The sequence below is a fragment of the Chryseobacterium sp. c4a genome (genome assembly GCF_009900745.1).
GTDB lineage: Bacteria > Bacteroidota > Bacteroidia > Flavobacteriales > Weeksellaceae > Chryseobacterium.
In genome coordinates, this window is the sequence record NZ_WXVU01000027.1 from 22,962 (window position 1) to 48,349 (window position 25,388).

At 34.6% G+C, this 25,388-nt stretch carries 23 protein-coding genes; 14 read left to right on the forward strand and 9 right to left on the reverse strand.

The features are described from left to right. Positions 1 to 136: 136 nt before the first annotated feature. Positions 137 to 988, forward strand: coding sequence for a GLPGLI family protein (locus tag GTR01_RS23695; RefSeq protein ID WP_160140184.1), 852 nt, complete (start codon positions 137 to 139; stop codon positions 986 to 988). A 52-nt stretch (positions 989 to 1,040) separates the two neighbouring features. On the opposite strand, the gene GTR01_RS23700 is transcribed toward GTR01_RS23695, so the two are convergent. Further along, positions 1,041 to 1,457: a carboxymuconolactone decarboxylase family protein gene (locus GTR01_RS23700; RefSeq protein ID WP_160140185.1), complete on the reverse strand. Its 417-nt coding sequence runs from the start codon at positions 1,455 to 1,457 to the stop codon at positions 1,041 to 1,043. Between the two features lie 108 nt (positions 1,458 to 1,565). After that, on the reverse strand, positions 1,566 to 1,949 hold the full coding sequence (locus GTR01_RS23705; protein WP_160140186.1) for a winged helix-turn-helix transcriptional regulator: 384 nt from the start codon (positions 1,947 to 1,949) through the stop codon (positions 1,566 to 1,568). 167 nt (positions 1,950 to 2,116) lie between these two features. Here GTR01_RS23705 and GTR01_RS23710 point away from each other — a divergent pair, with 167 nt between their 5' ends. Further along, a complete protein-coding gene (locus tag GTR01_RS23710) occupies positions 2,117 to 3,178 on the forward strand; it encodes an NADH:flavin oxidoreductase (RefSeq protein WP_160140187.1) in 1,062 nt (353 codons plus the stop codon). 188 nt (positions 3,179 to 3,366) lie between these two features. Here the strand turns inward: GTR01_RS23710 and GTR01_RS23715 are convergent, their stop codons facing one another. The 3 genes from GTR01_RS23715 to GTR01_RS23725 all read right to left on the reverse strand — a co-directional run bounded on the left by GTR01_RS23715 (position 3,367) and on the right by GTR01_RS23725 (position 4,012). Continuing rightward, a complete protein-coding gene (locus tag GTR01_RS23715) occupies positions 3,367 to 3,522 on the reverse strand; it encodes a bacteriocin-like protein (RefSeq protein WP_160140188.1) in 156 nt (51 codons plus the stop codon). Between the two features lie 128 nt (positions 3,523 to 3,650). Next, on the reverse strand, positions 3,651 to 3,812 hold the full coding sequence (locus tag GTR01_RS24540) for a bacteriocin-like protein (protein WP_185155162.1): 162 nt from the start codon (positions 3,810 to 3,812) through the stop codon (positions 3,651 to 3,653). Between the two features lie 44 nt (positions 3,813 to 3,856). After that, the gene (locus tag GTR01_RS23725) at positions 3,857 to 4,012 is read right to left on the reverse strand and encodes a bacteriocin-like protein (protein WP_160140189.1); all 156 of its coding nucleotides are present in this window, start codon (positions 4,010 to 4,012) and stop codon (positions 3,857 to 3,859) included. Positions 4,013 to 4,170: 158 nt separating this feature from the next. Here GTR01_RS23725 and GTR01_RS23730 point away from each other — a divergent pair, with 158 nt between their 5' ends. Then, positions 4,171 to 4,635 (forward strand): hypothetical protein, encoded by a 465-nt coding sequence (locus GTR01_RS23730; protein WP_160140190.1) that lies wholly within the window; start codon positions 4,171 to 4,173, stop codon positions 4,633 to 4,635. 104 nt (positions 4,636 to 4,739) lie between these two features. Here the strand turns inward: GTR01_RS23730 and GTR01_RS23735 are convergent, their stop codons facing one another. Continuing rightward, positions 4,740 to 5,942: an aminopeptidase C gene (locus GTR01_RS23735; protein WP_160140191.1), complete on the reverse strand. Its 1,203-nt coding sequence runs from the start codon at positions 5,940 to 5,942 to the stop codon at positions 4,740 to 4,742. A gap of 196 nt (positions 5,943 to 6,138) precedes the next feature. On the opposite strand from GTR01_RS23735, the gene GTR01_RS23740 reads away from it, so the two are divergent. From GTR01_RS23740 to GTR01_RS23790, 11 genes are all read left to right on the forward strand, one after another. Continuing rightward, entirely contained in the window at positions 6,139 to 6,657 is a 519-nt protein-coding gene (locus GTR01_RS23740) for an RNA polymerase sigma factor (protein WP_160140192.1), read from the forward strand. A gap of 12 nt (positions 6,658 to 6,669) precedes the next feature. Then, a complete protein-coding gene (locus GTR01_RS23745; RefSeq protein WP_160140193.1) occupies positions 6,670 to 8,913 on the forward strand; it encodes a TonB-dependent receptor plug domain-containing protein in 2,244 nt (747 codons plus the stop codon). A 63-nt stretch (positions 8,914 to 8,976) separates the two neighbouring features. Next, the gene (locus GTR01_RS23750; protein ID WP_160140194.1) at positions 8,977 to 11,751 is read left to right on the forward strand and encodes a hypothetical protein; all 2,775 of its coding nucleotides are present in this window, start codon (positions 8,977 to 8,979) and stop codon (positions 11,749 to 11,751) included. 3 nt (positions 11,752 to 11,754) lie between these two features. After that, positions 11,755 to 16,263, forward strand: coding sequence for a TonB-dependent receptor plug domain-containing protein (locus GTR01_RS23755; RefSeq protein WP_160140195.1), 4,509 nt, complete (start codon positions 11,755 to 11,757; stop codon positions 16,261 to 16,263). 159 nt (positions 16,264 to 16,422) lie between these two features. Next, positions 16,423 to 18,339, forward strand: a complete 1,917-nt coding sequence (locus GTR01_RS23760) for a YfbK domain-containing protein (RefSeq protein ID WP_160140196.1) — start codon at positions 16,423 to 16,425, stop codon at positions 18,337 to 18,339. A 223-nt stretch (positions 18,340 to 18,562) separates the two neighbouring features. Continuing rightward, positions 18,563 to 19,066 (forward strand): GbsR/MarR family transcriptional regulator, encoded by a 504-nt coding sequence (locus tag GTR01_RS23765; RefSeq protein ID WP_123910884.1) that lies wholly within the window; start codon positions 18,563 to 18,565, stop codon positions 19,064 to 19,066. 426 nt (positions 19,067 to 19,492) lie between these two features. Further along, the gene (locus tag GTR01_RS23770; RefSeq protein ID WP_160140197.1) at positions 19,493 to 19,894 is read left to right on the forward strand and encodes a hypothetical protein; all 402 of its coding nucleotides are present in this window, start codon (positions 19,493 to 19,495) and stop codon (positions 19,892 to 19,894) included. Positions 19,895 to 19,971: 77 nt separating this feature from the next. After that, positions 19,972 to 20,784 (forward strand): DCC1-like thiol-disulfide oxidoreductase family protein, encoded by an 813-nt coding sequence (locus GTR01_RS23775; RefSeq protein WP_160140198.1) that lies wholly within the window; start codon positions 19,972 to 19,974, stop codon positions 20,782 to 20,784. A 57-nt stretch (positions 20,785 to 20,841) separates the two neighbouring features. Beyond that, positions 20,842 to 21,348 (forward strand): SRPBCC family protein, encoded by a 507-nt coding sequence (locus GTR01_RS23780; protein WP_160140199.1) that lies wholly within the window; start codon positions 20,842 to 20,844, stop codon positions 21,346 to 21,348. Between the two features lie 85 nt (positions 21,349 to 21,433). After that, entirely contained in the window at positions 21,434 to 22,138 is a 705-nt protein-coding gene (locus tag GTR01_RS23785) for a YqjF family protein (RefSeq protein WP_160140200.1), read from the forward strand. A 330-nt stretch (positions 22,139 to 22,468) separates the two neighbouring features. After that, positions 22,469 to 23,368 (forward strand): TIGR01777 family oxidoreductase, encoded by a 900-nt coding sequence (locus tag GTR01_RS23790; protein ID WP_160140201.1) that lies wholly within the window; start codon positions 22,469 to 22,471, stop codon positions 23,366 to 23,368. 13 nt (positions 23,369 to 23,381) lie between these two features. On the opposite strand, the gene GTR01_RS23795 is transcribed toward GTR01_RS23790, so the two are convergent. The 3 genes from GTR01_RS23795 to GTR01_RS23805 all read right to left on the reverse strand — a co-directional run. Then, a complete protein-coding gene (locus GTR01_RS23795; RefSeq protein WP_160140202.1) occupies positions 23,382 to 23,756 on the reverse strand; it encodes a hypothetical protein in 375 nt (124 codons plus the stop codon). Between the two features lie 188 nt (positions 23,757 to 23,944). After that, positions 23,945 to 24,835, reverse strand: coding sequence for a hypothetical protein (locus GTR01_RS23800; protein ID WP_160140203.1), 891 nt, complete (start codon positions 24,833 to 24,835; stop codon positions 23,945 to 23,947). A gap of 352 nt (positions 24,836 to 25,187) precedes the next feature. Beyond that, the coding region (locus tag GTR01_RS23805; protein WP_160136626.1) for an integrase core domain-containing protein at positions 25,188 to 25,388 on the reverse strand (201 nt) is incomplete at its 5' end.

The following is a 25,388-nucleotide window of genomic DNA, read 5'->3' on the forward strand; positions in this document are numbered from 1 at the left end:
AACCGCTTTCATCATCTGAAAGCGGTTTTTTGATGATAATAGCCAAAGTATCGGGTGCGATTTTTTATGAGTAATTTTTCCATTTTTCTTTTGTAATTATAAAAATATATGCATTTTTATGGCGAAAACGCTCTCCATGAATTACAATAAAAAACTATTTCAATTATCACTCTTATTTTTCAGTGTTTTATGCTATTCTCAATCCGATAAAAAAGAGGCTTTGCACGGGAATTTTACCTATTTATTAAAAGCTAAACTCAATACCCAAACCCCAGATTATATACACGAAGAATTTTTCTCTTTACACATAGGTGAAAATCGTGCTTTTTTTGCGAGTTCCCAATCGCTTAAAAAAGATACCGTGATGGCCAATTCTCTTGTATCTGCAAAGAATACTGATGGGAGTATCACCATTAGCCTTAAAAACGGAACCTCGGTACCCAAAACAAAATTTCCCTACACAATTATACAGTCCAATGAAAAGGTGCAATACTTTCAACCGGTGGGAATGGCTGTTCTTACTTATAAAGAGAATATAATAGAAAACTGGAAGCTTATAGATGAAACAAAAGTAATCAATACAATAAGCTGTAAAAAGGCAACAGTTGCTTATAAGGGGAGAAACTGGATTGCATGGTATGCAGCCGAAATACCACTGCCTTATGGGCCTTATAAATTTAGTGGATTACCGGGATTAATCATCAAAATCGCAGATGATAAAAATGAGTATGACTTTGAACTTGTAAAATCTGTACCAACTTCTGAATTAGAAGGGAAATCAATCAATATAAAGAAGACTAGATATATGGAAGCTGTTGAAACAACTCAGCCAAAATTTCAAAAGGCATTAAAAGCCAATAATGAAAATATAGCAGCTGTGTTGGCCAGTTCCGGAACTACCATTTTAGATGGTCAGGAAAAGATTAATCAAAGGCAAAAAGAACTGGATCTTAATAGGAAATATTTAAATCCCATAGAATTAGAATAAACTTTTATATAAAATGAAATAAAGGGTTACCTGAGACAGGGAACCCTTTTTATTAATCTTCTTCTGCCAAAGTAATCCTCAATTTATTCAAAGTGCTCATCAAAGCTATACTTGCAGTCAGTTCTACAAACTCTCTTTCTGTAAAATGTTGCAGCAATTTTTCCTTGATTTCCTGAGAATCATTATTGTTATAAATTACGGCTTCCACCCAGCTTAAAACAAGCTTCTGTTTTGTATCAAAAACTTTCGTATGTTTCCAGCCTGGGATTCTGTTAATGATATCCTGTTCAACGCCAAAATTAAGTAACTCTTTAGCGTGATAGCTGCAACAATAAGCACAGCCATTGATTTGTGATACCCGCAGTTCTGCTAATGCAATCAGTTTCTCATCAATACCTGATTTCCGAATGCTGGAATGAGCTTTATACAGATGCCCAATGGTTTCCTTTGCAATTTCTTTGTAATTCATATTGAAAATATTTCTGCAAATTTGAGGTAGAAATATTTCAGAACCTATATGCTTACATTTTGGTGATATACTTACCTTTTTGAAAGTATAATTTAAAATTAAAGACGATCAGACATTCACCGTCTTTTTCTTTTCCTTTATCATTTCGATACACTCTTCCGAATAGGTTCCTTTCACCTGATATTTCGCTTCCCATTCTTCCAGAAGATACAAAATAGGTAACAGGGCCAACCCCTTTTCAGTAAGAGAATATTCTACTCTTGGAGGAAGTTCCTTAAACTCTTCACGAATCACCAAACCATCAGTTTCCATTTCACGAAGCTGGTCGGTCAATACCTTTCTGGAGATCACATTAATGCGCACGGCAAGCTCTCCAAAACGTAGTTTTCGGTCTTTAATGACCAACACAATAATGGGTTTCCATTTACTTCCTAAAGCAGCCATTGCCTTACCCAGTGGGCAGCTGTATTGCATTAATTCATTCTTTTTCATATCAGAATAATTGATTTTTAAAGTATTGTGAAATTAAAATTCCAAGCGTTACTTCAATGTTACTAATGTAAGTTACTGCGAAGTTACCACTATTTTTTTAATAAAAGATACAAAAACAAACTATTATTAGTTACTTTGTGTAACAATTATAAAACAAGATTTTAAATATGAACACATCATCATTATTTAAACCGTTTCAATATAAAAATTTACAGCTCAAAAATAGAATTGTAATGGCACCCATGACCAGAGCACAATCTGACAATGGAGTTCCTACCCAAAAAATAGCTGACTATTATGGAAGAAGAGCTGCTTCAGAAGTAGGATTGATTCTTTCAGAAGGAACTGTTATCAACAGACCGGCATCTAAAAACCTTCCTAATATTCCAGATTTTTACGGAAATGAGGCTTTAAACGGTTGGAAAAATGTAATTGATACCGTGCACCAGAATGGAGGTAAAATGGGGCCACAGATTTGGCACGTGGGAGATACAAGAATGTCTGAGGAATATCCATTATTACCTATGGAAAAAGCATCCACAATGACGATTGAAGATATTCAGGATACAATTGCACAGTTTGCTGCTTCTGCAAAGTCAGCAAAAGATCTTGGCTTTGATTGTCTTGAAATTCATGGAGCGCATGGGTATCTTATTGATCAGTTTTTTTGGGAAGTAACGAATACAAGAACAGATGAATATGGCGGGAAAACCCTAAAGGAAAGAAGCCGATTCGCTGTTGATGTTGTCAAAGCAATCAGAGCAGCAGTAGGAGAGGACTTTACTATTATTATTCGTCTTTCTCAGTGGAAGCAACAGGACTATAAAACTAAATTAGCCTTTACACCAACTGAAATGGAAGACTGGTTGTTGCCATTAAAAGAAGCTGGAGTAGATATTTTCCATTGTTCGCAGCGCCGTTTTTGGGAGCCTGAATTTGAAGGTTCAGATTTGAACTTTGCAGGATGGGCTAAGAAAATTACAGGACAGCCAACGATTACTGTAGGTTCTGTAGGGTTGAACGGAGATTTCCTGAATGCATTTGCAGGCCAGGGAACAGAAAAAACCGATCTTACGGAATTGATTAAAAGATTAGACAAAGAAGAATTTGATCTTGTAGCGGTAGGACGTGCTATATTGCAAGACTATCAGTGGGTACAAAAGGTTAAAGAAGGAAATACTGCTTCTCTTTTGGATTTTTCAGCAGAAAGTATGGACGTATTATTTTAATATGAGTGTGAATAGCTAATAAGCTTCGTAGTTAATTTTTTACAGCATAATTTATCCACTTGCGAAGTAAAAAAGGCGATTCATTATTTATATTAATCATCATAATTCACTTTATTTTATATTTAATTTTCACCTATTTATTAAAGAAACCCGCTTTCAGATTTTCTGAAGGCGGGTTTTTGTTTTTATTAGCAGGCGTATTCGTTGGCTACACAATTCCAGTAGGCTGGTTGTCCATTTTCTGCCTTATAACGGCAAGGTCTTGTTCCGAGTTCACAGACAGGAGCATTTCCGCCATTGATTTTCTTTAATGCTGGTTTTGCTAATTTCTTTAAATTTTTCATGCTTTACTAATGGTTATAGGTTGCAAATATTATATTTTTTCAATCATCCGGATCTTACTAAATAAAAGAAAGCTACAGTTTTCTTTACATTTAAAATAAGCTGTTTTTAGGAGATTTAAAAGTTAATTTTAGAATCTGCATCCATATCCTACCGGTACACACATCCAGTAGGCAGGGTAACCATCTTGAGCTGGAATACGACATGCCATCTCTCCATATTCACACACAGGAGCAGCTCCTCCATTGATTTTCTTTAGTTCTGATTTTACAATTTTTTTTAAATTTTTCATAGGTAATAATTTGTATGTTGATATCAATTAATGTTTTCAATAGATTAAGGACATTCCATCGTTTCAGGAATACATCTCCATCGTTGAGATCCATCCTTACCAGGATAATAGCATGCCTGGGTTCCTGTTGGGCATTCCGGAGCATTCCCGCCATTGATTTTCTTTAGATCTGATTTTACTAATTTCTTTAGATTTTTCATGTTTTGGTGATTTTATTAGTATTGCAAATGTAATATTTTTTATTAATCTTGCAATATTTTAATGAAAATGATAGGATTGAATTAAAGTATTGAATGCAGGTGGCTTTTTTTGTTTATTTGTGAAACTATTCATCAACAAAATAAAGAACCAAAATAAGATGTCGGTTAAATATCTATTGCTTGTAATATCATTATCCTTTTTCGCTTGTAAAAAAGAAAATAAGCAAACAGAATCCCATATTACGGATAATAATGTTCCGGAACACCAAAAAGAAGAGCTTCAGGCTGCCCCTCAAAAGATAAAGGCTGATACTGTGATCACAAAATCTACCACATTGCTGTTGGGTCCTGATGATGAAGAGATAGAGGAAATAAAAAAGAAGCAGGGAGAAGATAATTTCTACACCATTGCTGATGATGCTAATTATTATTCGGCAGAAATATTTGAAGCTGCTCCTGCAACCATTTATACGGGGTATAAAACTATTGACTTTCCAAAAGAAAACTATCTGTTTGATAAAAAGAAAACTGAAAATAAATGGCTGGTTATTGATTATAAAGAAGGTTCGAAACCTAAGATATACTCTTTGACAGACTATTATCGTCATATAACTGAAAGATAATCTTCAGATACCTAAAATAAACGCGCTCCCGGAATGTTGGGAGCGCGTTTTTTAACAGATTTAAATATCTAAAACTGTCACATTAAAATGACAGAAGTGATTTCTTATAAACCAATGTTCTTAGTTGGTTTCAACTGCTTTAAGATATTCTTTGGAATCGCATTTTTGTGAACCAAAATAGCTGTAGACTTATATTCAACATAAGGTCTTGTTACGTAAAGGTATCCGGCGAAATCATTGGTTACTCCCCAAGAGTTTTTTACCATATAATATTCTTTACCAGTCTGATCTTTTGCCAATCCTACGATATGCATACCGTGGTCATCCGTTGTAGAAAGGTTGTTAAGTGCTTTCTGACGCATATCTTCAGTGATGGTTTTATCTTTTTTAGGCTCTGTAAACAAAGTTTGCTTATTCTCTGCATTGATTTGGTCTAAATCGATATCCGGAACATAAGCTACCCCATTTTTATAAGAGAAATAAGGCTCAGAGACATCCGTAGCCCAACCTACAGAATATCCTTTTGTTACGGCATTGTCAATGATTGCTGTAAGGTCTTTCATTGGAACGTTCCAGTCAGAATCATGGCTCCAGTTATCAGGAATTGGAACTACAAATTTCTGGTAGTAAGGATAGTCTTTGTAAGAAGATAATTCTACATAATCCTCTGCGTTGATTCCTACTACTTCTTTAGCAAAAGTTTTAGGTGTGTAGTTTTTCCCTTCATACGTGAAGTTAGCAGGTACTTTTCCTAAGTATTCGTCAAGAATAGCATCTACAGAATCCATCCAGTTATCTGTAAGTTTTCCTTTAGAAGAAGCTTGAACAAGGCTGTCAAGAACAGGTTTTAATTTCCCTTGCATTTCCTTGAAGTTGTTGGTCGTTTGTCCAGGCTTTAACCCTGAATACACGTCTTGAGGAACTGCACCGTACTTTTTGTACATATTGATTACATCGTGAAGTTCTCCACCATCACCCCAGCTGATTGCTCCGTTATTTAAAACATATAACTTCGCTTTATCATGATAAGAGTTTCTCGCTGTAAAGATTTCAGCAAGATCTACAGGTTTTTTGCCCATTCTCTGCATTTCAGATTCAAGGAAAGAGTTTCCTGAGTAGCTCCAGCAAGTTCCTGATGAACCCTGGTTCTTTACAGAAGTAGCCCCAACGTCTTTTAACGTTGTAAACTGAAAATTAGCATTTTGTGAGTGGTTATTTTTTAACTTATTGATTAAGTCATCTTGGGCAAACATCATACTTCCTGCAGACAAAACAAAAAGTAATGATGCCATTTTCGCATTTTTCATTACTATAAAAAGATTATTTGTATTAATAGTCGTTAATAATAGAGATTTGTTACAAGGGGAAAAGTTAAATTTGAAATTAAAAAAATATTGTAGAGGTAAATTATTGTTGCACAAATTCATCTTTACCTCAAAAAAGTTGATTATGTTTCCAACCCCATCCAAAGTTCCTGCATCTATACTAATATAACTCCTGACTATGGAACGAGAATTATTATTAGAATGCCAGCGTAGCGACCGTAATGCACAGCGGAAAGTCTACGAGAAAATGGCGGGTAGACTGTACTCAGTCTGCAAGCGCTATTTGAAAAACGATGAAGATATAGAAGAAGTATTGGCCGATACATTCTACAAAATTTTCACGAAGATTAGCCAGCTTCAGAATCCCGAAACTTTTGAAGCCTGGGCGAAAAAAATTGCAGTGAACGAATGCCTCCAGAAATTAAGAAATGATAAAGCTCTGTTTATTTCTCTGGAAGAAAATATGATAGAATCTTCAGAAGGTTCATCAGAACATATTTCTTTTGAAAAAGATATTCTGAACCTGCTGAACTTTCTTCCTGAAGGCTGTAGAGCTATTTTTAATCTTTTTGCCATTGAAGGATATCCGCATAAGGAAATAGCTTCTATGCTTTCTATTAGTGAAGGAACTTCGAAATCCCAACTCAATTTTGCGCGGAAAAAACTTCAGGAACTTTTGGTGAATCAAAACATTTAAACTTTTACAACAATGGAAAATAATCATATAGATCAACAATTCAGTGAAGCTTCCAAGCTTTCAGAAGAACCAACAGTTTTTCCTGGTTTTGAAAAAGTGTGGACAAAAGTTGAAGAAAAATTAGATCATAAAAAAGATAAAAAGAGAAATATTCCTCTTTGGTTTCCCTACGGAATTGCAGCCAGTCTGATGATAGGGTTGGGGGCATTGTATTTTCTGAATAAAAAAGAAATAGGAGAACCTGTAAAATCTTCAATAGTAGAAACTAAACCTTCAGTAGAGAAAACTCCTGTTGATACTCATATTGCGAAAATAGATGAGATAACGAAAAAGAATATTCAGAAAGAGAAAAATAAAAAAAGTACTCTTGCCGAAAAACCGATTGTCTATACTACTCTTATTCCAGAGCCACCAAAAGTCCCCAACATTCTGTCTGTAGATGCACCACCAGCGATTGAACGCCATCTGGAGACTTCTGACGGTATTAAGAGTATTGAGGAGGTTGCCATCACAGGGTATGGCATTAAAAAAATGACTACTACTACCGCTTCAAGTGTCAGTACGGTTTCAGATATGTTAAGCGGAACCGTACCAGGACTATCAGTCTCTAAATCTGGAAAAGATACTGATATACGGATAAGAGGAATGAGCAGCATCAATACAAATACCAAGCAGCCTTTAGTAGTGGTGAATGGAATTCCTACCACAACAGAAGCTTTAAAGGAGATTAATCCGGAACGTATTAAAGAGATGAATGTTTTGAAACCAGAAGCATCATCAGCATTATATGGAAGCAGAGCGTCGAATGGCGTAATTGTTGTAAAAACCAAACGTTTACGACGAGCTGAAAAGGCAAGGCTGGAAGAATTATATTTAAAAAGTCTAAAAGAATTAGAGAAAAAGCCTGTAGAAAAAGAGAAGGATCTTCCTAAAGCAGGACAGCTCACAGCAGGAGAAGTGAATGATTTTTCTAAATGGAGTTACTGGAAAGATATAGCTGTTCCAAGCCTGGAACAATACAAAAAAACATGGAAATTCTATCCAGACAAGAGAGTGTCTGTTCAGCTGACCAATAGAGATAAAAAGCCTGTAATCGGAGAAAGAATAAAGTTATTGGATGATAAGAAAAATGTGATCTGGGAAGCTGTTTCAGACAATTTAGGAAATGCTGAATTATGGATCAGTCCAATGGATGGGGAGTCTTCAAACTCTACAAAATATTTTATCTCAGATGCTTCAGGGCAAATAATCAGTAATGAAGTTCGTGAGTTTAAAAATGGTCAGAATTTGTTTGTGTTGGATAGACCTTGTCTGGAAAAACAAAAATTGGATCTTGCCTTTGTAGTGGATGCCACAGGATCAATGGGGGATGAAATTTCTTACCTGCAATCTGAATTATTGGATGTTCTGAGAAAAGTAGAAACCAATCTGGAAAATTCTGAAATTAGATACGGATCTGTATTTTACAGAGACAAAGGAGATGAATATATCACCAGGAAATTTGATTTTTCTGATAAAGCTGAGAACCTAATTCAATTCATTAAACAGCAAAAAGCAGCGGGAGGAGGTGATACCCCTGAAGCAGTAGTAGAAGCATTACAGGTTTCCATTGATGAATTAACATGGAGCCCGGGGAATTCAACTAAGATTATGTTTCTGATTCTGGATGCACCGCCACATCAGTCCCAAGAGAATATTCAGAAACTGTATGATAAAATAAAGAAGGCAGCCCAAAAAGGGATTACAATTATTCCTTTGGCAGCCAGTGATACCAATAAGGAAACAGAATATTTAATGAGAACGTTTGCATTGCTTACGAACGGAACATATACTTTCCTTACCAATGATAGTGGAATAGGAAATAACCATATTAAACCAACCATAGACTCTTATGAAGTAGAGAAGCTTAACGGGCTTTTGCTAAGACTGATTCTTCAAAGAGCTACTCTCCCGGAATGTACAAAAGGTATCTCAAATGAGAATATCAATAAGAAAATGGAGAAGGAGATTGATCAACAGGTGAATATAAAAACAGTGATCTTCCCTAATCCAACAAAAGGAATGATCAAAATAAGAACAGTTCATAAGATTGAAGAATTATATATCTATGACCTGGCAGGAAAAATTATCATGCGGAAAGAAAATTTAGAAGAAGGTAAGAACACAATTGACATGACTTCATATCCCCAAGGTATTTATTTGGTTCGCATTCAGATGAATAATAACTGGGAGACTTTTAAGGTCATTAAAAATTAATTTGAAAAAGAAATAAGAAATTTCCTCGGAAGTTTCTTTTTCTTTATTTTAGTACCTATTACCATGAAGATGAGAAAAAACTATTTACTGCTGTTGCCGTTTACTATTACGGTATTACAGGCACAAAACTCGAACTTATATTATTCAGGGAAATTTTTCGATCATAAAAATAAGCCACAGAATTTTTTAAAAGTCTACAATAAAAGCAGCGGTGTCTATGAGTTGACAGATACCGAAGGAACTGCAATCATTGCAGCTAAACCTTATGATACCTTAGTATGGAATCAAGGGAAAAGTACCAGGATTGTTGAATCTTATCAGCTGAAGGAACTTAAAAACCTTTTAGAGAATCAGGTAGAGAAAAGATATGTACAAAAGGTTTACAGTAAAGCTTATGACAGTCTGGTATCAAGAAAAGATAAGGATATATTTAATATTGATAATGCACCAACATTTCTAAACACAGAATCTGATAGATCTTTTAGTACGGTAAGGAAGCTGAAACAGAAAAAAGACAGTACTTATCTCCTGAAAGAACAAAGGAGATGGACGTTATTATTGAACGGAGGCTTCACTTCTTCTATGGAAGTGAAAAGTCATAATGCACTTCCTGCTCTTCAAAACAAATATGTACAGGGAAGATCTGATAACGGAAGTCTTATTTGGAATGGCCCTGAAACCAATGAGATGTTTAGCTTTGGGCCAGATATTTCTACACTAGCTTTTGATGGACTTTCCTATCAGTATGATCACAACGGCAGATTGGTTCCGTTAGCGGATGGTCTCAAACAGGCAAAAGTTTATCATAATGATTTGTTTAAAACCATGGTTGGATATAACAATCAGCTTAATATCAATACTGCCATAAAACAAGGGTATAAAGATTTTCTTCGCCTATCGTTGGATCTGAGACAACAGAAAAATCAACTGTATTTTATTGACCAATTTAATCTAAACAATTCCATTAAAACAAAGTTGAATATGGATCTGGGTGGGTATATGCTGAAGTTTTCATTTAATTACGAAGATAATAAAGCAACCAATACCAACAGGATAGGGCTTTTCAATAGAGCATATCAAAATTCCTTATTGACTCCTATTTCATTTGCGAATGCACAGCAGACCTTTTTGGATAATGGAAGACAACGAAGCTATAGTCAATATGCTGATAATCCTACATTTCTTTTTGTACAGGATAAAAAGTACCGTTATCAAAACCGTCAGAGGCAATTCGGGGTCAATATTGATAAAACCTTTGGCGATTTTAAACTCAATATTATTCAGTCCTATGAAAGTAATTTTCTTTGGAACCAGGATCAATATCACCCATCTGTTTATGGATTTAGCAACGGGATCATCAATGAAAGGGAACAAAATAATAGGCTGTACCATTCCAATATACAAGGGAAGTATGAATTGGGTAACTATAATTTTAAAAATATTTTCAGCCTTAATTTTATTCTAAATGATATAAAATCTGATGTTTACAATAGCTTGATTAATCAAAAGCAGATCTATCAAAGAACTTCTCAGGATTATGTTTTCAATTATAATATGGGTATAAAATCTAATGATTTTGAGGCGGATTTTAATCTGGGAAACGCCTTTTATATCTCCAATACATCAGATAAAAATGCCTATTGGCTTCCCAAAGCCACAGGTTATCTTCTCTTTAAGGATATTTTTGACTGGAATATGTTTGATTTTAAAGTCACAGGAGGGTATAGTCAGTTGAGTTCAGAACCTGAGATAACAAGATCATATGCCTCTTATGCTACCACATTACTGAAGGCTGAAAACTATTACAGATATTTTCCCGTGCGGGAGGTTGAAAGCTTTAAAGGCTTGTCTAATATCAATACAAAAGAGTGGAAAATAGGCGGAAAGATAAATTATGGATACAACATTAGTCTTGAAGGGGAATATTTTAACAGAAGAAGTATGGGCGATGTTTTCCCTGTATTTGATAACAATCAATTGAAAGTAAGAAATATGGCAGATCATACATATAGCGGATATGAATTTAATTTTGCCTATGATAGGTTGTATCTGGCACATGATTTTTTTATCACCAATAAAATTTCATTTTTCAAATACAAAGATATTGTGGATCGCGTGATACCAGGATATAATAACTGGGCAGTTGCTGGATTTCAGGATGTTTATAAAACGCTGACGGAAGGGCAGGTTCTAGGAGCTGTAATGGGAAGTTATTTTGAAAGAAATGCTGATGGACAGCTGATCATTGATGATTTTGGTTTTCCTAAAAAAGCTAATGGGACGAAGGTTATTGCTGATCCAACTCCGGATTTTGTCATGAAATTCAACCATAATTTGACTTATGGAAAATGGTCTTTGGATATCAATTGGGAATGGAAAAAAGGGGGCCAGATCTGGAACGGAACTCAGGCTGTTTTGGATTATTACGGACGTTCCTATGAGTCAGGAGAAGAACGAAATAGTAAGAATTATATTTTTCAGGGAGTATTGGCTAATGGTAATAGCAATCAGACTCCAGTAGATTTTTACAATCCCAATCAAAATGTTCACGAAAACAGATGGTCAAGATATGGATATCTCGGTGTTGCAGAAAACTATGTTCAAAAAGCAGATCACATAAGGATTAATAATATCTCTTTATCCAAGAATTTTCCTTTGAATAATAGCCAACGATCTATGAGTATTACTTTATATGTAGACAATATTATGCTTTGGCAGGCGAATAAAGGAGTAGATCCTAATCAGAGTTTTTATGATACAGACAATGGAAGAGGCCTGGACTTCTTTAATCTTCCGTCTTTTAAAGCATTTGGTTGCATTGTTTCATTCAAATTTTAACCCATGAATTTCAAATTTACATCATATATCATATTATTGAGCCTATTGCTTTCATCCTTATGCTTAAAAGCTCAGCAGTCATTTCAGGATTTTGAAAAAGAAAAAACATATATCCAAACCAACCATGTTTTCTATAAACCCGGTGAAGATATGTACTTTAAAATATACGTAGTTCAAGGGAAAAACAATCTTCCTGCAGAAGATAGTAAAGCAGTTAATTTTGAAATTATTGATCCCGCCGGAAGTGTTTTGAAAAAATCAAAACATGAGATAAATAATGGATATGCTGAAGGATATTTCTCCTTTGGTCATGAGATGAAGGGTGGGATTTATAAGATAAGAGCCTATACCAATTGGATGCAAAATGAAGATGGGAAAAATGCTTTTGAAAAAGAAATTACCTTACAAAAAGTAGTGTCTCCCAGAGTTCTGATGAAGCTTGATTTTCCTAAAAAAGGATATGGCCCCGGAGATCTGGTAACCGCAGATTTTTCAATGAGAAGCTTGAGTAATTTACCAATCCCTTTTTATGAAGCAGACTATGTGGTAACCCATAATGGAGAAACGATTACAGAAGGTAAACTTATTACAGATAAAGAAGGAAAAAAGCTTTTGCAATTCAAGCTTCCGCAGGTATTGAAATCCTCTGATGCTCTTTTGAATATCAAAGTTAATTTTGACGGATTTACAGAATCTATCTCAAGAAATATCCCTATTGTATTGAACAATCTGGATGTGAAATTTTTACCTGAAGGAGGAACTTTTATTAATGATATAGAACAGAATATAGCTTTTAAAATACTGGATGAATTCGAAAAACCTGTAGACGCAGTTTTAGGAATTTATAATCAGAAGCATGAAAAAATGTCCGAGATTTTCACATATAATTTCGGGATGGGCAGCTTTTTATTTACACCCAAAATGGGAGAAACGTATTATGCAAAAGTGGTAAAACCTGAAAATATAAACCAGGTTTATCAACTTCCTGTAGCTAAAACCGAAGGTTTGATTTTGAATATCAAAAAAGAAAACGGGATGCTTTTATTTAAAACAGTTTCTACACAGAACAGGAATATTGTTTTAAAAGGATTTTTCCGTGAAAAAGAAATGTACAGCAAAGAAATGTCTTTGAAAAAAGGGATCAACTTATTTGAATTACTGGAAAAAGATTTCTCTGTAGGGATTTGCCGATTTACGGTGTTTGAAAATAATATTCCTTTGGCAGAACGTATTGTTTTTACCAATAAAGATCAGCAGATGAATATAAAGGTAAAGCCTGTAAAAGAGTATTACCAGCCAAGGGAAAAGGTGATCCTTGATGTTGAAACCACAGACAAAAACAATAAACCTATTCCTGCAAATATGGCCATAAGCGTTGTAGATGATAAACTTTGGACGTATGCAGATGATAAACAAAATCATATTATTTCGTGGCTATTGATGGATTCTGAATTGAAAGGAAAGATTGAAAAACCTCAGTTTTATTTCGATAAAAAAGAAGAAAAAGCAGATAAAAGTCTGGATCTTGTCATGTTGACGAACGGATATAGATATTTTGAACCTATTCCTGAGATTGTTAAAACAGGTAAATACAAATATCTTCCGGAAAAAAAAGGGACAGTGTATGGAGTCGTTGAAGATGAAAATAAAAAGCCCGTAAAAGCCAATGTCTTTCTTGTAGAGACTAACAAAGGTCAGATTCTTAAACAAACAACTACAGAAAACGGTCAGTTTTATTTTTCGGGGATGGGATTCAGGAATTCTTATAAGCTAATCGCTAAGTCATTGAAACCTCGTTATAAAGTAAACATCAGAATTCTGTCATATAAACTTGAGATTAATCCACTTGTCAAGCAAAAACTAGCTAATATTGATGCAGAAGAGATTATAAAAGAAGCTGAAATTAAAGAAACCCCCAAAGAAATAATAAAACGACCTGTAAGCCCTTCTGTAAAAGCTAAGGATACAATCACTTCTTCCGGCCAGCAGATTGAAGAAGTTGTTTTTGTAGGATATGGATCTGCGCAGAATAAGAACCTTACTTCCTCAGTAAGCATTACGGGAAATTCTGAAATTAAGGATTCCAATTATGAATCAGTATTACAGGGAAAAGTCGCTGGGCTGGTTATTACTCCTGCAGGAGAACGTCAGAAAGGAAATGTGGTGATCCGAGGAGCTGCATCAATACCTAATAAAAGTCCATTATTTGTGGTAGACGGAGTTCCCGTAGAAAACTTTAATACCACCATTAATCCCAATGATATTAATAGCGTTACTGTACTGAAAGATGCTGCAGCAACGACTATTTACGGAAGCAGAGCCGCCAATGGTGTTGTGATTATTAATTCTTTTTCTAATAACAGATCACAGAATAAGGTAGATATTACTCCCACCTCTTATTTTGCTGCAATGACGATTCCATGGAGTGCTCTTACCAATTATTTAGAAAGTAAGAAATTCGCTTATCCGGAATATAAAACAACCAATACTTCCTATAGATTCGACTATAGAGATGCCCTTTATTGGAATCCTGTCGTAGAAACAGATAAAAACGGAAAGGCAAAAGTTGAATTTTATAATTCTGATGCCAATTCCACATTCAGAGTGATGACAGAAGGAATATCAGCATCCGGACTTATAGGACGAGATGAAACCACTTATGCAGCGCAAAGCCTGATTTTCATGGATGCTAAGATTCCGCAGTATCTGACCCGAACAGATGAAATGCTTATTCCTGTAGTCATTAAAAACAATTCAAAGGAGATCAGAAAAATGACAATGGATGTTGTTGTTCCCAACCATGTAAAACTGATATCATCAGACAGTCTGATTACTTTAAATCCTCTTGAAGCAGGAAGACTATTTGTTAAAATACAAACCGATGAAGTGGTAGACTCAAATATTCAGTTCATCATAAGATCAGGAGACTTCAGAGAAACGATGATCCTTCCGTTTAAGGTTGAAGAGAAAGGGTTTCTGCACCAGTTTTCAGTAATAGATAATAAGACAAGAGAAATTCAGGTTACTATTCCGGAGTATATCAATGGAAGCTTGTATTCTTCGTACTATGTCTTTGAAAATGCTGCCATGAAAATGTTTGAAGATATTGAAAAGCTAAAGAAAGAACCTCATGGATGTTTCGAACAATTATCCTCAACCATTTATCCTAATATTTTTATTCTGGATTACCTGAAGCTAAGCAAAAAGATTGACAGTTCTACGGAAAGTCTTGTGGTTAGAAACCTGAAAAAAGGCTTCCAGAAAATGATGAGCTATAAAAACAAAGATGGTGGAGTAGGGTACTTCAACAGCACTGAATCAGATGTATCTCTGTCGGCATTTGCCTTACTTGAATTTACAGACTTGAAGAAACATATAGTTGTTGATCCGAAGTTAATTCAAGGATTATCTTCATTTATTTTCTCAAAGAAAAGTGGGAACGGACTCTTCGAAGTGCGAAAGTATTACGAATCTAAAACAGAAGTTTATTCCGAATATTATTGGGCCAGAAATATGTATGTTCTTTATGCGTTGTCGCAACTGGGCTTTACAAATGAAATTGAAGATTCTTACCAGATAATGCTGAAAAGAGCTCTGTTGAAAAAAGATTCTTATCAGTTGGCTTTATTGGCTAACGCTTCTGCTAATCTTGGAAAACATAAAGACTATGATAATCTGATGTTGGCTTTAAATAAACAGTTTGATGATCAGAAATTTAAGACCGAGACTACTTTTACCGGATCAGGAGGAAATTCTGCAAAAGCAGAAATGCTTTCATTGTATATGATGGCTCTTCAGAAAGATGAAAGCCTCAATCAGCAGACTATTGCACAAGTGGCAGATCAACTTATGGATTGCAACGGTAATTACGGCTTTGGCTCTACCCAGGCAACAGGTCTGTCTTTACAGGCGCTATCTCAGTTCTTTATAAAAAATGAAAAATTATATAAAACGGATAGACCAGCGATTAAAGTAAATAATGCTTCAGTATTATCCGGTATAAGCATTGCATCAGCTTATAAAACAGGGAGTAATAAAATCAATATAAGTTATCCGTCAGAAAAAGGGCTTCTTTATAAATTAGAATACCAATATTATACTTTACAAGCTCCGGCAAGTGCTGATATTCCTTTGATAATGAATACAGCATTAAAGTCTGAAAATGCTAAAGTAGGCGAAACCAACCGAATGACAGTCACTATTAAAAACAAAATAAACAATCAATTACCAATGACTGTTGCTAAAATTGGTATTCCAGCAGGATTAACGCTACAAAACGCTTTATTGAAAGATTTAATAGATAAAAAACAAATTTCTTACTATGAGATCTTTGATAATTATCTGGTGTTGTATTGGGAGCATTTTGGTGCCGAAGAAACAAAAACCATCAATCTTGATCTGAAAGTAGAGTTTGCAGGGTCTTATACAGGAAAATCAAGCAGTGTTTATCTTTATTATATGCCCAAAGCTAAATATTGGAACCAAGGTATAAAAACTGAAATTCAACCATAGAAAAGAGGAGAAAGATGGAAGCCAGAGGCTGGAGTTATGAGACTCAGGGGCGATCAACCAATAATCAACTTCCTTCTTCCAGCCTCCAATTTCTCACCCTTTAAACTTTCAAATCCATTTGAATAAATTTTAATAATTTCCCTCCGAAATTTATAACGCATGAAAAAAACTATTATCACGATGTTAGGGCTTGCTTTATTGGTAAGCTGTAAAACTCAACAAGCTTCAGAATCATCAAAAGAAACCAAAACATACAGTATCAGAAAAGATAAAGATCAGGACGGAACCCCCAATAAAGAAGATCAGTGCCCCGAGGTGGCCGGGCCTATAGAGAATAATGGCTGCCCATGGCCTGATACAGACGGAGATGGTGTGATTGATAAAGATGATGCCTGTCCTACAGTAGCCGGGCCTATAGATAATAATGGCTGTCCATGGCCAGATACAGATGGTGATGGAGTACTGGATAAAGACGATGCCTGCCCTACAGTTCCGGGGTTACCAGAGTATAATGGCTGTCCAAAACCGAAATCGGTGGTCGCAATGGAAGTTTCATATGATGAGAGATCATACATTGCTCCCGGAAAGATCTATAATACTCGGATTGGAGTAAATAAGGAAAGCAAAAAGACTACTAAAAAGATTCAAAAAACTATTGATTATGATAGTGAAGAATATACTGCATTGGTTGAAAATCCGTTTGAATTAACCAAAAAACAACCCTTATCCACATTTTCTATTGATGTAGACAATGCTTCCTATTCCAATATCAGAAGAATGATTAATTATGGAAGTAAAGTAGATAAAGATGCCGTGAGAGTGGAAGAAATGCTTAATTATTTTAAATATGATTATCCACAACCTAAAAATAATCAACCCTTTTCTATTAATACTGAATATGGAGACGCATCATGGAATCCGAAACACAAATTACTTAAGATCGGATTGCAGGGGAAAAATATTCCGATGGATAATGCGCCAGCTTCCAATATTGTTTTCCTGATTGATGTTTCAGGATCTATGAATGCAGAAAATAAACTGCCATTATTAATATCTTCTCTTAAAATTTTATTAAGCCAGCTTCGTCCTAAAGATAAGGTAGGAATCGTTGTATATGCAGGGAGTGCAGGCGTTGTTTTACCATCCACTTCTGCAGGTGAGAAAGCCAAAATTATTAAAGCTTTAGATGATTTGCAGGCAGGGGGAAGTACAGCAGGCGGAGAAGGAATTGAGCTAGCCTATAAAGTAGCACGGGAAAACTTTATAAAAGGAGGAAATAATAGGGTAGTGCTGGCAACAGATGGAGATTTTAATGTAGGAGTTTCTTCTACAGGAGGTCTTGAAAAGTTAATAGAAGAAAAAAGAAAAACCGGAATTTTCCTTACCTGTTTGGGATATGGAATGGGAAATTTTAAAGATAATAAAATGGAAACCCTGGCAGATAAAGGCAATGGAAACTATGCTTATATTGATAATATGCAGGAAGCTAATAAATTTCTGGGGCGAGAATTTGCAGGAAGTATGTATACCATAGCCAAAGATGTAAAGATTCAGATTGAATTTAATCCGGAATTTGTACAATCTTACCGTTTAATCGGATACGAAAACAGAAAGTTAAGAAATGAAGATTTTATCGATGATAAAATAGATGCTGGAGAATTAGGAAGTGGGCATACGGTTACTGCTTTATATGAGATTATTCCAGCAGATGTAAAATCTGAGTTTCTCCCTAAAGATACCAATCTGAAGTATTCATCCTCTTTTAGTACAAAAAACTTTGGGAATGAGTTGGCAACGATTAAATTCCGCTATAAGAAGCCAGGTGAAGAGACCAGCAAGGAAATAACTGAAGTGATTAAAAAAGAAGCCTTATCAGAATCAAAAGTGAGCCCGGATTTTAAATTTGCCTCCTCTGTAGCATGGTTTGGGCTCGTTTTAAGAGATTCTAAACTCATAAAAAGTAAAGATCTGAAAAATATAGAGAATTTGGCAAAAGATGGAAAGAATACAGATGCAGAAGGGTATAGAGCTGAATTTATAAGACTTGTTGAGAGTTATAAAGCAGCTAATCCATAGGATCTTTGTGGCTGATATTCTTGTCCATTAACCTCTTAAAGCCGTTTCATACATTTGAAACGGCTTTTTATTTCTTGTATTAGGATGTGTTTTCTAATTAGTAAAATATTATAAATCAATTGCTTGTATGATATTGTGAGAATTTGTAATTTTATTTTCAAAAATTATTGAAAATTCAAAAATTATAATTACATTTGTATCAGAAATTTAAAGTATAAACAAAATGCAACTTTCAGAAGCTAAAGAAAAATACATTCAAACCTGGGGAACCTTTGCGACCAATTGGGGAATAAACCGTACCATGGCGCAGGTACATGCATTACTTTTAGCGAGTGGCAAACCATTGTCAACAGATGAGGTGATGGAACAACTGGAAATTTCAAGAGGAAATGCCAATATGAATCTCCGTGCTTTAATTGACTGGGGTATTGTAAGAAAAGAATTTATAAAAGGAGATCGTAAAGAATACTTTGTTGCAGAAAAAGATGTGTGGTACCTTTTCAAACAAATTACCAAAGAACGCAGAAAAAGAGAGATTGAACCTGTCATTTCCTTTCTTGAAGAACTAAGGAATATTGAAGATAACGATTCGGAAGAAGCCAAAGAATTTATCAAATTAATGGATGATTTTAGTTCTGTCACCGGGAAGATCAACAACATTATGGATCTGGCGATAAAAAGTGATGATCACTGGCTGGTAGGAAAAATTACCAACCTGCTGAAATAGAATGAAAAGGGATGAGAATCCTTTTTTATTTCAATTAAACTTTCATAAATTACTGAAAATATAATATTTTTAAAATGTTTAATATTGTTTCATACCTGTTCTTTCTCAGCATCTGCTCTTACATTACCATTGACGTGGGAAGAAGATGCTACCAGGCGGGAAAAGCATATTTGAAATATTTGTTGCACGACGAAAATCTCTGCCTTACGATCAATAGGATTCTTCTTGGGTGTTACTATCTATTGAATCTGGGATATATCGCAATAAGCCTTACTACTTGGGGGAAGATAGACAGTATAGAAGAAATGATAAAGATAACAACAGTGCGTATTGGTTATATCACGCTGATATTATGTGGGTTGCATTATATGAACATTTTTACCCTTTATTTTTTGAGAAAAAAGCTAACCTTTAAATAATACTATTATGGCACTTACAGTTTTAACCACCACGTATAATTTTTCTGCTTACATGATCTATTTACCTATTGTAATTACCCTTACAGTCTTGGTATCTCAGTTTCTGTTCAAAAATTCAAAAGCATTTATGATTGATATTTTCCACCAGAAAAAAGACATTGCAATGGCAACAAATTCCCTTTTTAAGATTGGTTTTTATCTTCTGAACATTGGTTTTGCTCTGTGTATCATTGAGTTTTTTCAAATTGAAACGGTAGAAAGGCTGGTGGTAGCGTTGAGTAAAAAGATTGGAGGGTTTTCAATTTATTTAGGAATAATGATGCTTTTGAATCTGTTGCTATTCCTGAAAGGACGTAAACACGCATTGAACAAAGAAAAAATGGCAAGTAATGAAAACATTAATCTTTAGAATCTGGATGTATTTTACTTTTAAAATACAGAAAAAGAGGACTAGAGGAGACTTTTTAAACCTTTAAAATCACAATTATGAAAACGCTCAAAAACCACACATTAATCTACGACAATGAATGTCCGATGTGTAATCTCTATTCCAAAGGTTTTACTAAATACGGAATGCTGGATGAAGATGGAAGAGAAGCTTTTACAGAACTTTCAGTGAAAAATAAAATACTGATAGACTTCAAACGTGCAAAAAATGAAATTGCTTTGGTAGATCACAACAAAAATGAAGTCGTTTACGGATTAGACAGTCTCCTCCTTATCATTGGAAACTCTTTTCCATTGTTGGCAAAAATTGCTCGGACAAAACCTCTGTATTGGTTTTTTCAAAAACTGTATTCCTTTGTTTCTTACAATAGAAAACAGATTATTCCTTCCTCAAAAGACTATACAGAACAATCATGTGTTCCGGATTTTAATCTGAAATACAGAGTGGCATACATCAGTTTTGTTGTTATTTTTTCAGCATATATCTTAAGTCAATTTTCCTTGAAGCTGGATTTTAATTTAGAACAAAATTTTCTGAGGGAATTCGCTGTTTGTCTTGGTCAGATCGTTTGGCAGACTCTCTTTTTAAAAAGCTATCTTAAAGATAAAATTTGGGATTATCTCGGAAATATGATGACCGTTTCACTAATAGGAACTTTGCTTTTAATACCTCTTTTATGGATCAGCTTAGCTCCGATTTTCTATCTCATCTATTTCGGAATTGTTGTTCTTATTATGTTTCTTGAGCATTTGAGAAGATGCAGTCTATTAAATCTGAATTATTTTCCCAGTATTTCATGGATACTGTTCAGATTAACAGCTCTAATTATCATTATTGTGGCAACCATGTAAAAATAATGAAGAGAATCAGTAAAAACATTTATTGGATTACATTAAAAAAATATTGAAATGTCCAGAATTTATTTAGAAACCTTGATCAACGCCGATATTCAAATCGTTTTTGATTTAGCAAGAAATATAGATCTGCATCAGCAGTCAACCTCACAAACTCATGAAAAAGCAATTGCCGGACGTACATCCGGTTTGATTGAAGAAAATGAAACCGTAACCTGGAGAGCAAAACATTTGGGTGTATATCAAAACCTTACCACAAAAATTATCAGTATGAAAAAGCCCGGTCAATTTACAGACGAAATGCAGAAAGGAGCCTTCAAATCATTGCATCATCAGCATATTTTTAAAACGATAGAAGGTAAAACACTGATGATCGATATTTTTGATTTTGAATCTCCATTAGGCATAATAGGAAAAATATTCAATACACTATACCTTAAAAATTATCTCACAAAATTCCTTTTGGAAAGAAACAAATTAATTAAAACAACCGCAGAATCAACAAACCCATCATCACAATCAAAATCTCAACTCCAACAACGAAGTGGTGATTTAACCTAGGATAAAATTATATCAATTCCAATACCACAACAATCCAACAATGTACATCCATATCAATCAATTATAATCCATAAAAAAACACATCATGAATTTTTTAAAAGCAGAATGGCGAAAATTAGCCATCATCAATTACGAAATCAATCCTGAAATACTGTTAAAATATCTACCGGAAGGTACAGAGCTGGATTTCTATAAAGGCAAATGTTATGTAAGCTTAGTTGGTTTTATGTTTTTAAATACAAGATTATTAGGGTTACCTATTCCTTTTCATCGTGATTTTGAAGAAGTGAATCTTAGATTTTATGTAAAGAAAAATGAAAATGGAGAATGGAAGCGAGGAGTGGTTTTTATCAAGGAAATTGTTCCTAAGCCTGCTTTAAGTTTTGTTGCAAACTCTGTTTATAAAGAAAACTATCATACTTTACCGATGAAAAATCTGATTCATCATAAAGAAGATGAATTGTTGATCCAATATTCATGGAAAGATAAAAGCTGGCATTCCATTCATATTACAGCAGGGAGTAAGTCACAACCTATGGAAGCTGATTCTGAATTTGAATTCATTACAGAACATTATTATGGCTTTACCAAAAAAGAAAATAAAACCTCAGAATATGAAGTCTGCCATCCAAAATGGGACTACTACCAGGTAAAAGATTATCAATTGGAAATCAATTTTCAGAAAATCTACGGTAAAGATTTTGAGGGTCTTGATCATCAGAAACCTATCTCAGTCATGCTAGCCGAAGGTTCGGAAATAGAAGTGAAAACAAAGAAATACATTTTTTGAAAATCAATGCCATATCAATTTTTGTCTCTATTTGAATAGAAGATAACTTTTGATCATCAGAATAAGGTAAACGTAGTTTACAGTCTATTTTTAAATTAGGTCTTTATAATCCTATTTTTTACTTTCAAAAAAAGATCAATACAAATGAATTTGAGTATTTGATTCTTATTTTAGGAATTGAAAATCTTGTAGCAGGAGGCTTGAGCATATTTTTAAGCAGAAAATTATTTAAAATAAAGAATAGTTAATAAGCTGTACTTCATATCCCTCTAAACGCCGTAACCCACATCCCGCACCTCGTATCTCATCCTCACCCCAAAAACCAAAAAAATGAAAATAATCATCGCTGCCGGAACCGGATTTCTCGGCCAAAACTTAGAAAAATTCTTTACAGAAAAAGGAGATCAGGTTTATATTCTGACTCGTAGTCCTAAACGTAACAATGAAATCTATTGGGATGCTAAAACCATAGGTGAATGGAAAAATATTCTTGAGCAGGCAGATGTTCTCATCAATCTTACAGGAAAATCAGTTGATTGTCGTTATAACGAAAAGAACAAAGCAGAAATTTATACTTCAAGAATTGACAGTACAAAAGCATTGCAGGAAGCTGTTGATGGTTGTACTATTCGGCCGAAAATATGGTTGAACGCAAGCTCTGCAACTATTTATGTGCATTCTGAAAAACATTTGAATACAGAAGAAAACGGAGTGATTGGTGATGATTTTTCAATGAATATATGTAAAAGTTGGGAAGAAGAGTTTTTTAAAACAAGAGATAAAGGAATAAGAAAAGTGGCACTTCGTACTTCTATTGTACTGGGGAATAACGGTGGAGCTTTTCCCAAGCTGAAAATGATTACAAAGTTAGGATTGGGCGGAAAGCAGGGAAGAGGAAATCAAATGGTAAGCTGGATTCATATTGAGGATTTCTGCAGAGCCATAGAATGGATTATTCAACATGATGATATAGAAGGTGCTATCAATATAACGGCTCCGGTTCCATTATCCAATGGAGCCATGATGGGAACATTAAGAAAGCAACTCAAATCTCCAGTTGGATTGAATGCTTCTGTTTGGCAATTAGAACTTGCTTCTATCTTTATGAAAACAGAAACCGAACTTTTATTGAAAAGCCGTAATGTATATCCGGGAAAACTAATTAAAGAAGGATTTAAATTTTTCTATCCAACATTTGATGAGGCTATTGTTAAACTGCTAAAAGAATAATTACTCTTGACATTTATACCAGCCTGCAAGGAACTTCTAGATCCTCAGTGAGGTAGTAGCTGCAACACAAACGGTGGTAACCATCAGCAATGATAAGCTCATGCTGCCCTCTTACCAGAAGAATAGGAGAGAGCTTTTTATTCTTTTCTACCTTTTTCAAGTTTTCCTTAACGTGAATATTGGTTTCCGGAAGAAGAGCAAGTTTGCTGGCACGAAGAATATCCTTAGATTTTTTGGTAATTGTTTTTGCCCCTTTTAAATTTTCAACAATCTTTTGTGCTTCATCAGGCGTAAAAAGAAGCTCCAGATAGTCTAATGCAGCAGGGAAATCATGATCCTCAGGTTCTTTCATCCAGAGGTTATCTTTGGTCAATGTATTTTTTTTCATAGACATTTTTGAATGGTGATTAAATGATAAATAAAGGTATAAAAATACTTTACAATCTGAGGCATAGCATAAGTCGATTCACGAAAAAATAATGATCCAAAAAAGAAACTCCTTCAATAGTCACATTGAAGGAGTAGAGATTGCGGAAGATAATCTATTGATTTTACAAGATTGTCTTTACCGTTTATTTAATATTTTCTAGCAAGAAGGACGTTCAAAAGGAATGTACCGGCCCAGTTGCTGCTATTACCAGCGTTAGTTCCCATAAAATCTACACGGGCAACAGATACTGTAAGCCTCGTTTTTCCACCCACATTCGCAAGACTTACAAAGGAAGATGTAAATACATCAGGGTAACTTGAATTATTTCCTGCAGTAAGAATAGGGTACATATTACTTACGTTGAATGCTGTCCCTTGATATTCATAGACAAGAGTCATTCTACTACTGTTGGTATAACCTGTAGTATCATTCGTTCTACCAAATGCACTGCTAAAAGATGATTTACTAATGATCCACCAGGCATCGGTACCTGTTCCCGTATCAAAAGAGGCGTTGGCATGGTTTGTCCAGTCTGCAATCGGTGCACTTGCTCCACTGTGAGGTGGGATCGTAAGTTGTGCTCCATAAATCTCCACATTACTAGGTTTAGGAAGAACGGTGAAAGACAAATCCCATGTTCCGCCTGTAGTGTTACTATTGTTTACTACTTCAGCATAAGCTCCTAAAGGAATAACAAAAGAGGCAACCGGAGTATTATCTATTCGAAGGGTATTTCCGCTTGAAGCCTGGAGAGTAATGTTAGAAGAGGAAATATTCTTGATTTTATAAATCCTTCCCGTATAACTTGTTGTTCCGGTTCCGATAACCGGTAGGGTAAATGTTGTATTACCTGTTCCATTATAAGTGATATAGTGATCATTAGCAAGAACAGCATAGCTAGTGGCTGTGACTTCTTTATAACCGGCTCTTAAAGAACCATTAACGGCTAGGGTACTGTTGGGAGTTGAGGTGTTAATACCAACTTGTGCGCTTAGAGTCGCAGCAGCAAACAGAAAAATAGAAATGTATTTTTTCATATTTATTTTTTTAAATGTTTTTACAAAAATATATAAAAATAGTATTTAAAAATATTTTCATTAACAAGTTTTAATAATATTTTATCTAAATCTCTATATGGTGATATTTATTATGTCTAATGAATTTATGTTTTTTTTATCGTAAGTATCAGTAAATACATTGTTTGTGCTTTATTTATTAATGGAGTCATAATTAATCAAAAATTACAGGTATTGGCTGTTTTTTTATAAATGATAAAATAATATTATTTTATTTAGATTAATTATAATTTTTTTGCTAGGTGTAATAGATAGATATACTGGGGTTGAAGACTTACCTTTTTTCAAACAGTTAATAAATATAAAATCCCTTCTAATTGACTAAAGATTCTTTAGCATATAGCCAAGGACTAAGTCCATTTAAAGATGTGTGCGGATGATTACTGTTGTAATCGATTTGCCACTCATAAGCCATTGCATTTACCTCCATTATAGACCCGAATAGGTATGCATCCAAAACGTCTTCTCTGAATGTACGGTTTAAGCGTTCAATATATGCATTTTGGGCAGGTTT

Bases quoted from the DNA above. Each gene is read 5' to 3' on its own strand.
- GTR01_RS23695 (WP_160140184.1), top strand. From the start codon at position 137: ATGAATTACAATAAAAAACTATTTCAATTATCACTCTTATTTTTCAGT.
- GTR01_RS23700 (WP_160140185.1), bottom strand. From the start codon at position 1,457: ATGAATTACAAAGAAATTGCAAAGGAAACCATTGGGCATCTGTATAAA.
- GTR01_RS23705 (WP_160140186.1), bottom strand. From the start codon at position 1,949: ATGAAAAAGAATGAATTAATGCAATACAGCTGCCCACTGGGTAAGGCA.
- GTR01_RS23710 (WP_160140187.1), top strand. From the start codon at position 2,117: ATGAACACATCATCATTATTTAAACCGTTTCAATATAAAAATTTACAG.
- GTR01_RS23715 (WP_160140188.1), bottom strand. From the start codon at position 3,522: ATGAAAAATTTAAAGAAATTAGCAAAACCAGCATTAAAGAAAATCAAT.
- GTR01_RS24540 (WP_185155162.1), bottom strand. From the start codon at position 3,812: ATGAAAAATTTAAAAAAAATTGTAAAATCAGAACTAAAGAAAATCAAT.
- GTR01_RS23725 (WP_160140189.1), bottom strand. From the start codon at position 4,012: ATGAAAAATCTAAAGAAATTAGTAAAATCAGATCTAAAGAAAATCAAT.
- GTR01_RS23730 (WP_160140190.1), top strand. From the start codon at position 4,171: ATGTCGGTTAAATATCTATTGCTTGTAATATCATTATCCTTTTTCGCT.
- GTR01_RS23735 (WP_160140191.1), bottom strand. From the start codon at position 5,942: ATGAAAAATGCGAAAATGGCATCATTACTTTTTGTTTTGTCTGCAGGA.
- GTR01_RS23740 (WP_160140192.1), top strand. From the start codon at position 6,139: ATGGAACGAGAATTATTATTAGAATGCCAGCGTAGCGACCGTAATGCA.
- GTR01_RS23745 (WP_160140193.1), top strand. From the start codon at position 6,670: ATGGAAAATAATCATATAGATCAACAATTCAGTGAAGCTTCCAAGCTT.
- GTR01_RS23750 (WP_160140194.1), top strand. From the start codon at position 8,977: ATGAAGATGAGAAAAAACTATTTACTGCTGTTGCCGTTTACTATTACG.
- GTR01_RS23755 (WP_160140195.1), top strand. From the start codon at position 11,755: ATGAATTTCAAATTTACATCATATATCATATTATTGAGCCTATTGCTT.
- GTR01_RS23760 (WP_160140196.1), top strand. From the start codon at position 16,423: ATGAAAAAAACTATTATCACGATGTTAGGGCTTGCTTTATTGGTAAGC.
- GTR01_RS23765 (WP_123910884.1), top strand. From the start codon at position 18,563: ATGCAACTTTCAGAAGCTAAAGAAAAATACATTCAAACCTGGGGAACC.
- GTR01_RS23770 (WP_160140197.1), top strand. From the start codon at position 19,493: ATGGCACTTACAGTTTTAACCACCACGTATAATTTTTCTGCTTACATG.
- GTR01_RS23775 (WP_160140198.1), top strand. From the start codon at position 19,972: ATGAAAACGCTCAAAAACCACACATTAATCTACGACAATGAATGTCCG.
- GTR01_RS23780 (WP_160140199.1), top strand. From the start codon at position 20,842: ATGTCCAGAATTTATTTAGAAACCTTGATCAACGCCGATATTCAAATC.
- GTR01_RS23785 (WP_160140200.1), top strand. From the start codon at position 21,434: ATGAATTTTTTAAAAGCAGAATGGCGAAAATTAGCCATCATCAATTAC.
- GTR01_RS23790 (WP_160140201.1), top strand. From the start codon at position 22,469: ATGAAAATAATCATCGCTGCCGGAACCGGATTTCTCGGCCAAAACTTA.
- GTR01_RS23795 (WP_160140202.1), bottom strand. From the start codon at position 23,756: ATGAAAAAAAATACATTGACCAAAGATAACCTCTGGATGAAAGAACCT.
- GTR01_RS23800 (WP_160140203.1), bottom strand. From the start codon at position 24,835: ATGAAAAAATACATTTCTATTTTTCTGTTTGCTGCTGCGACTCTAAGC.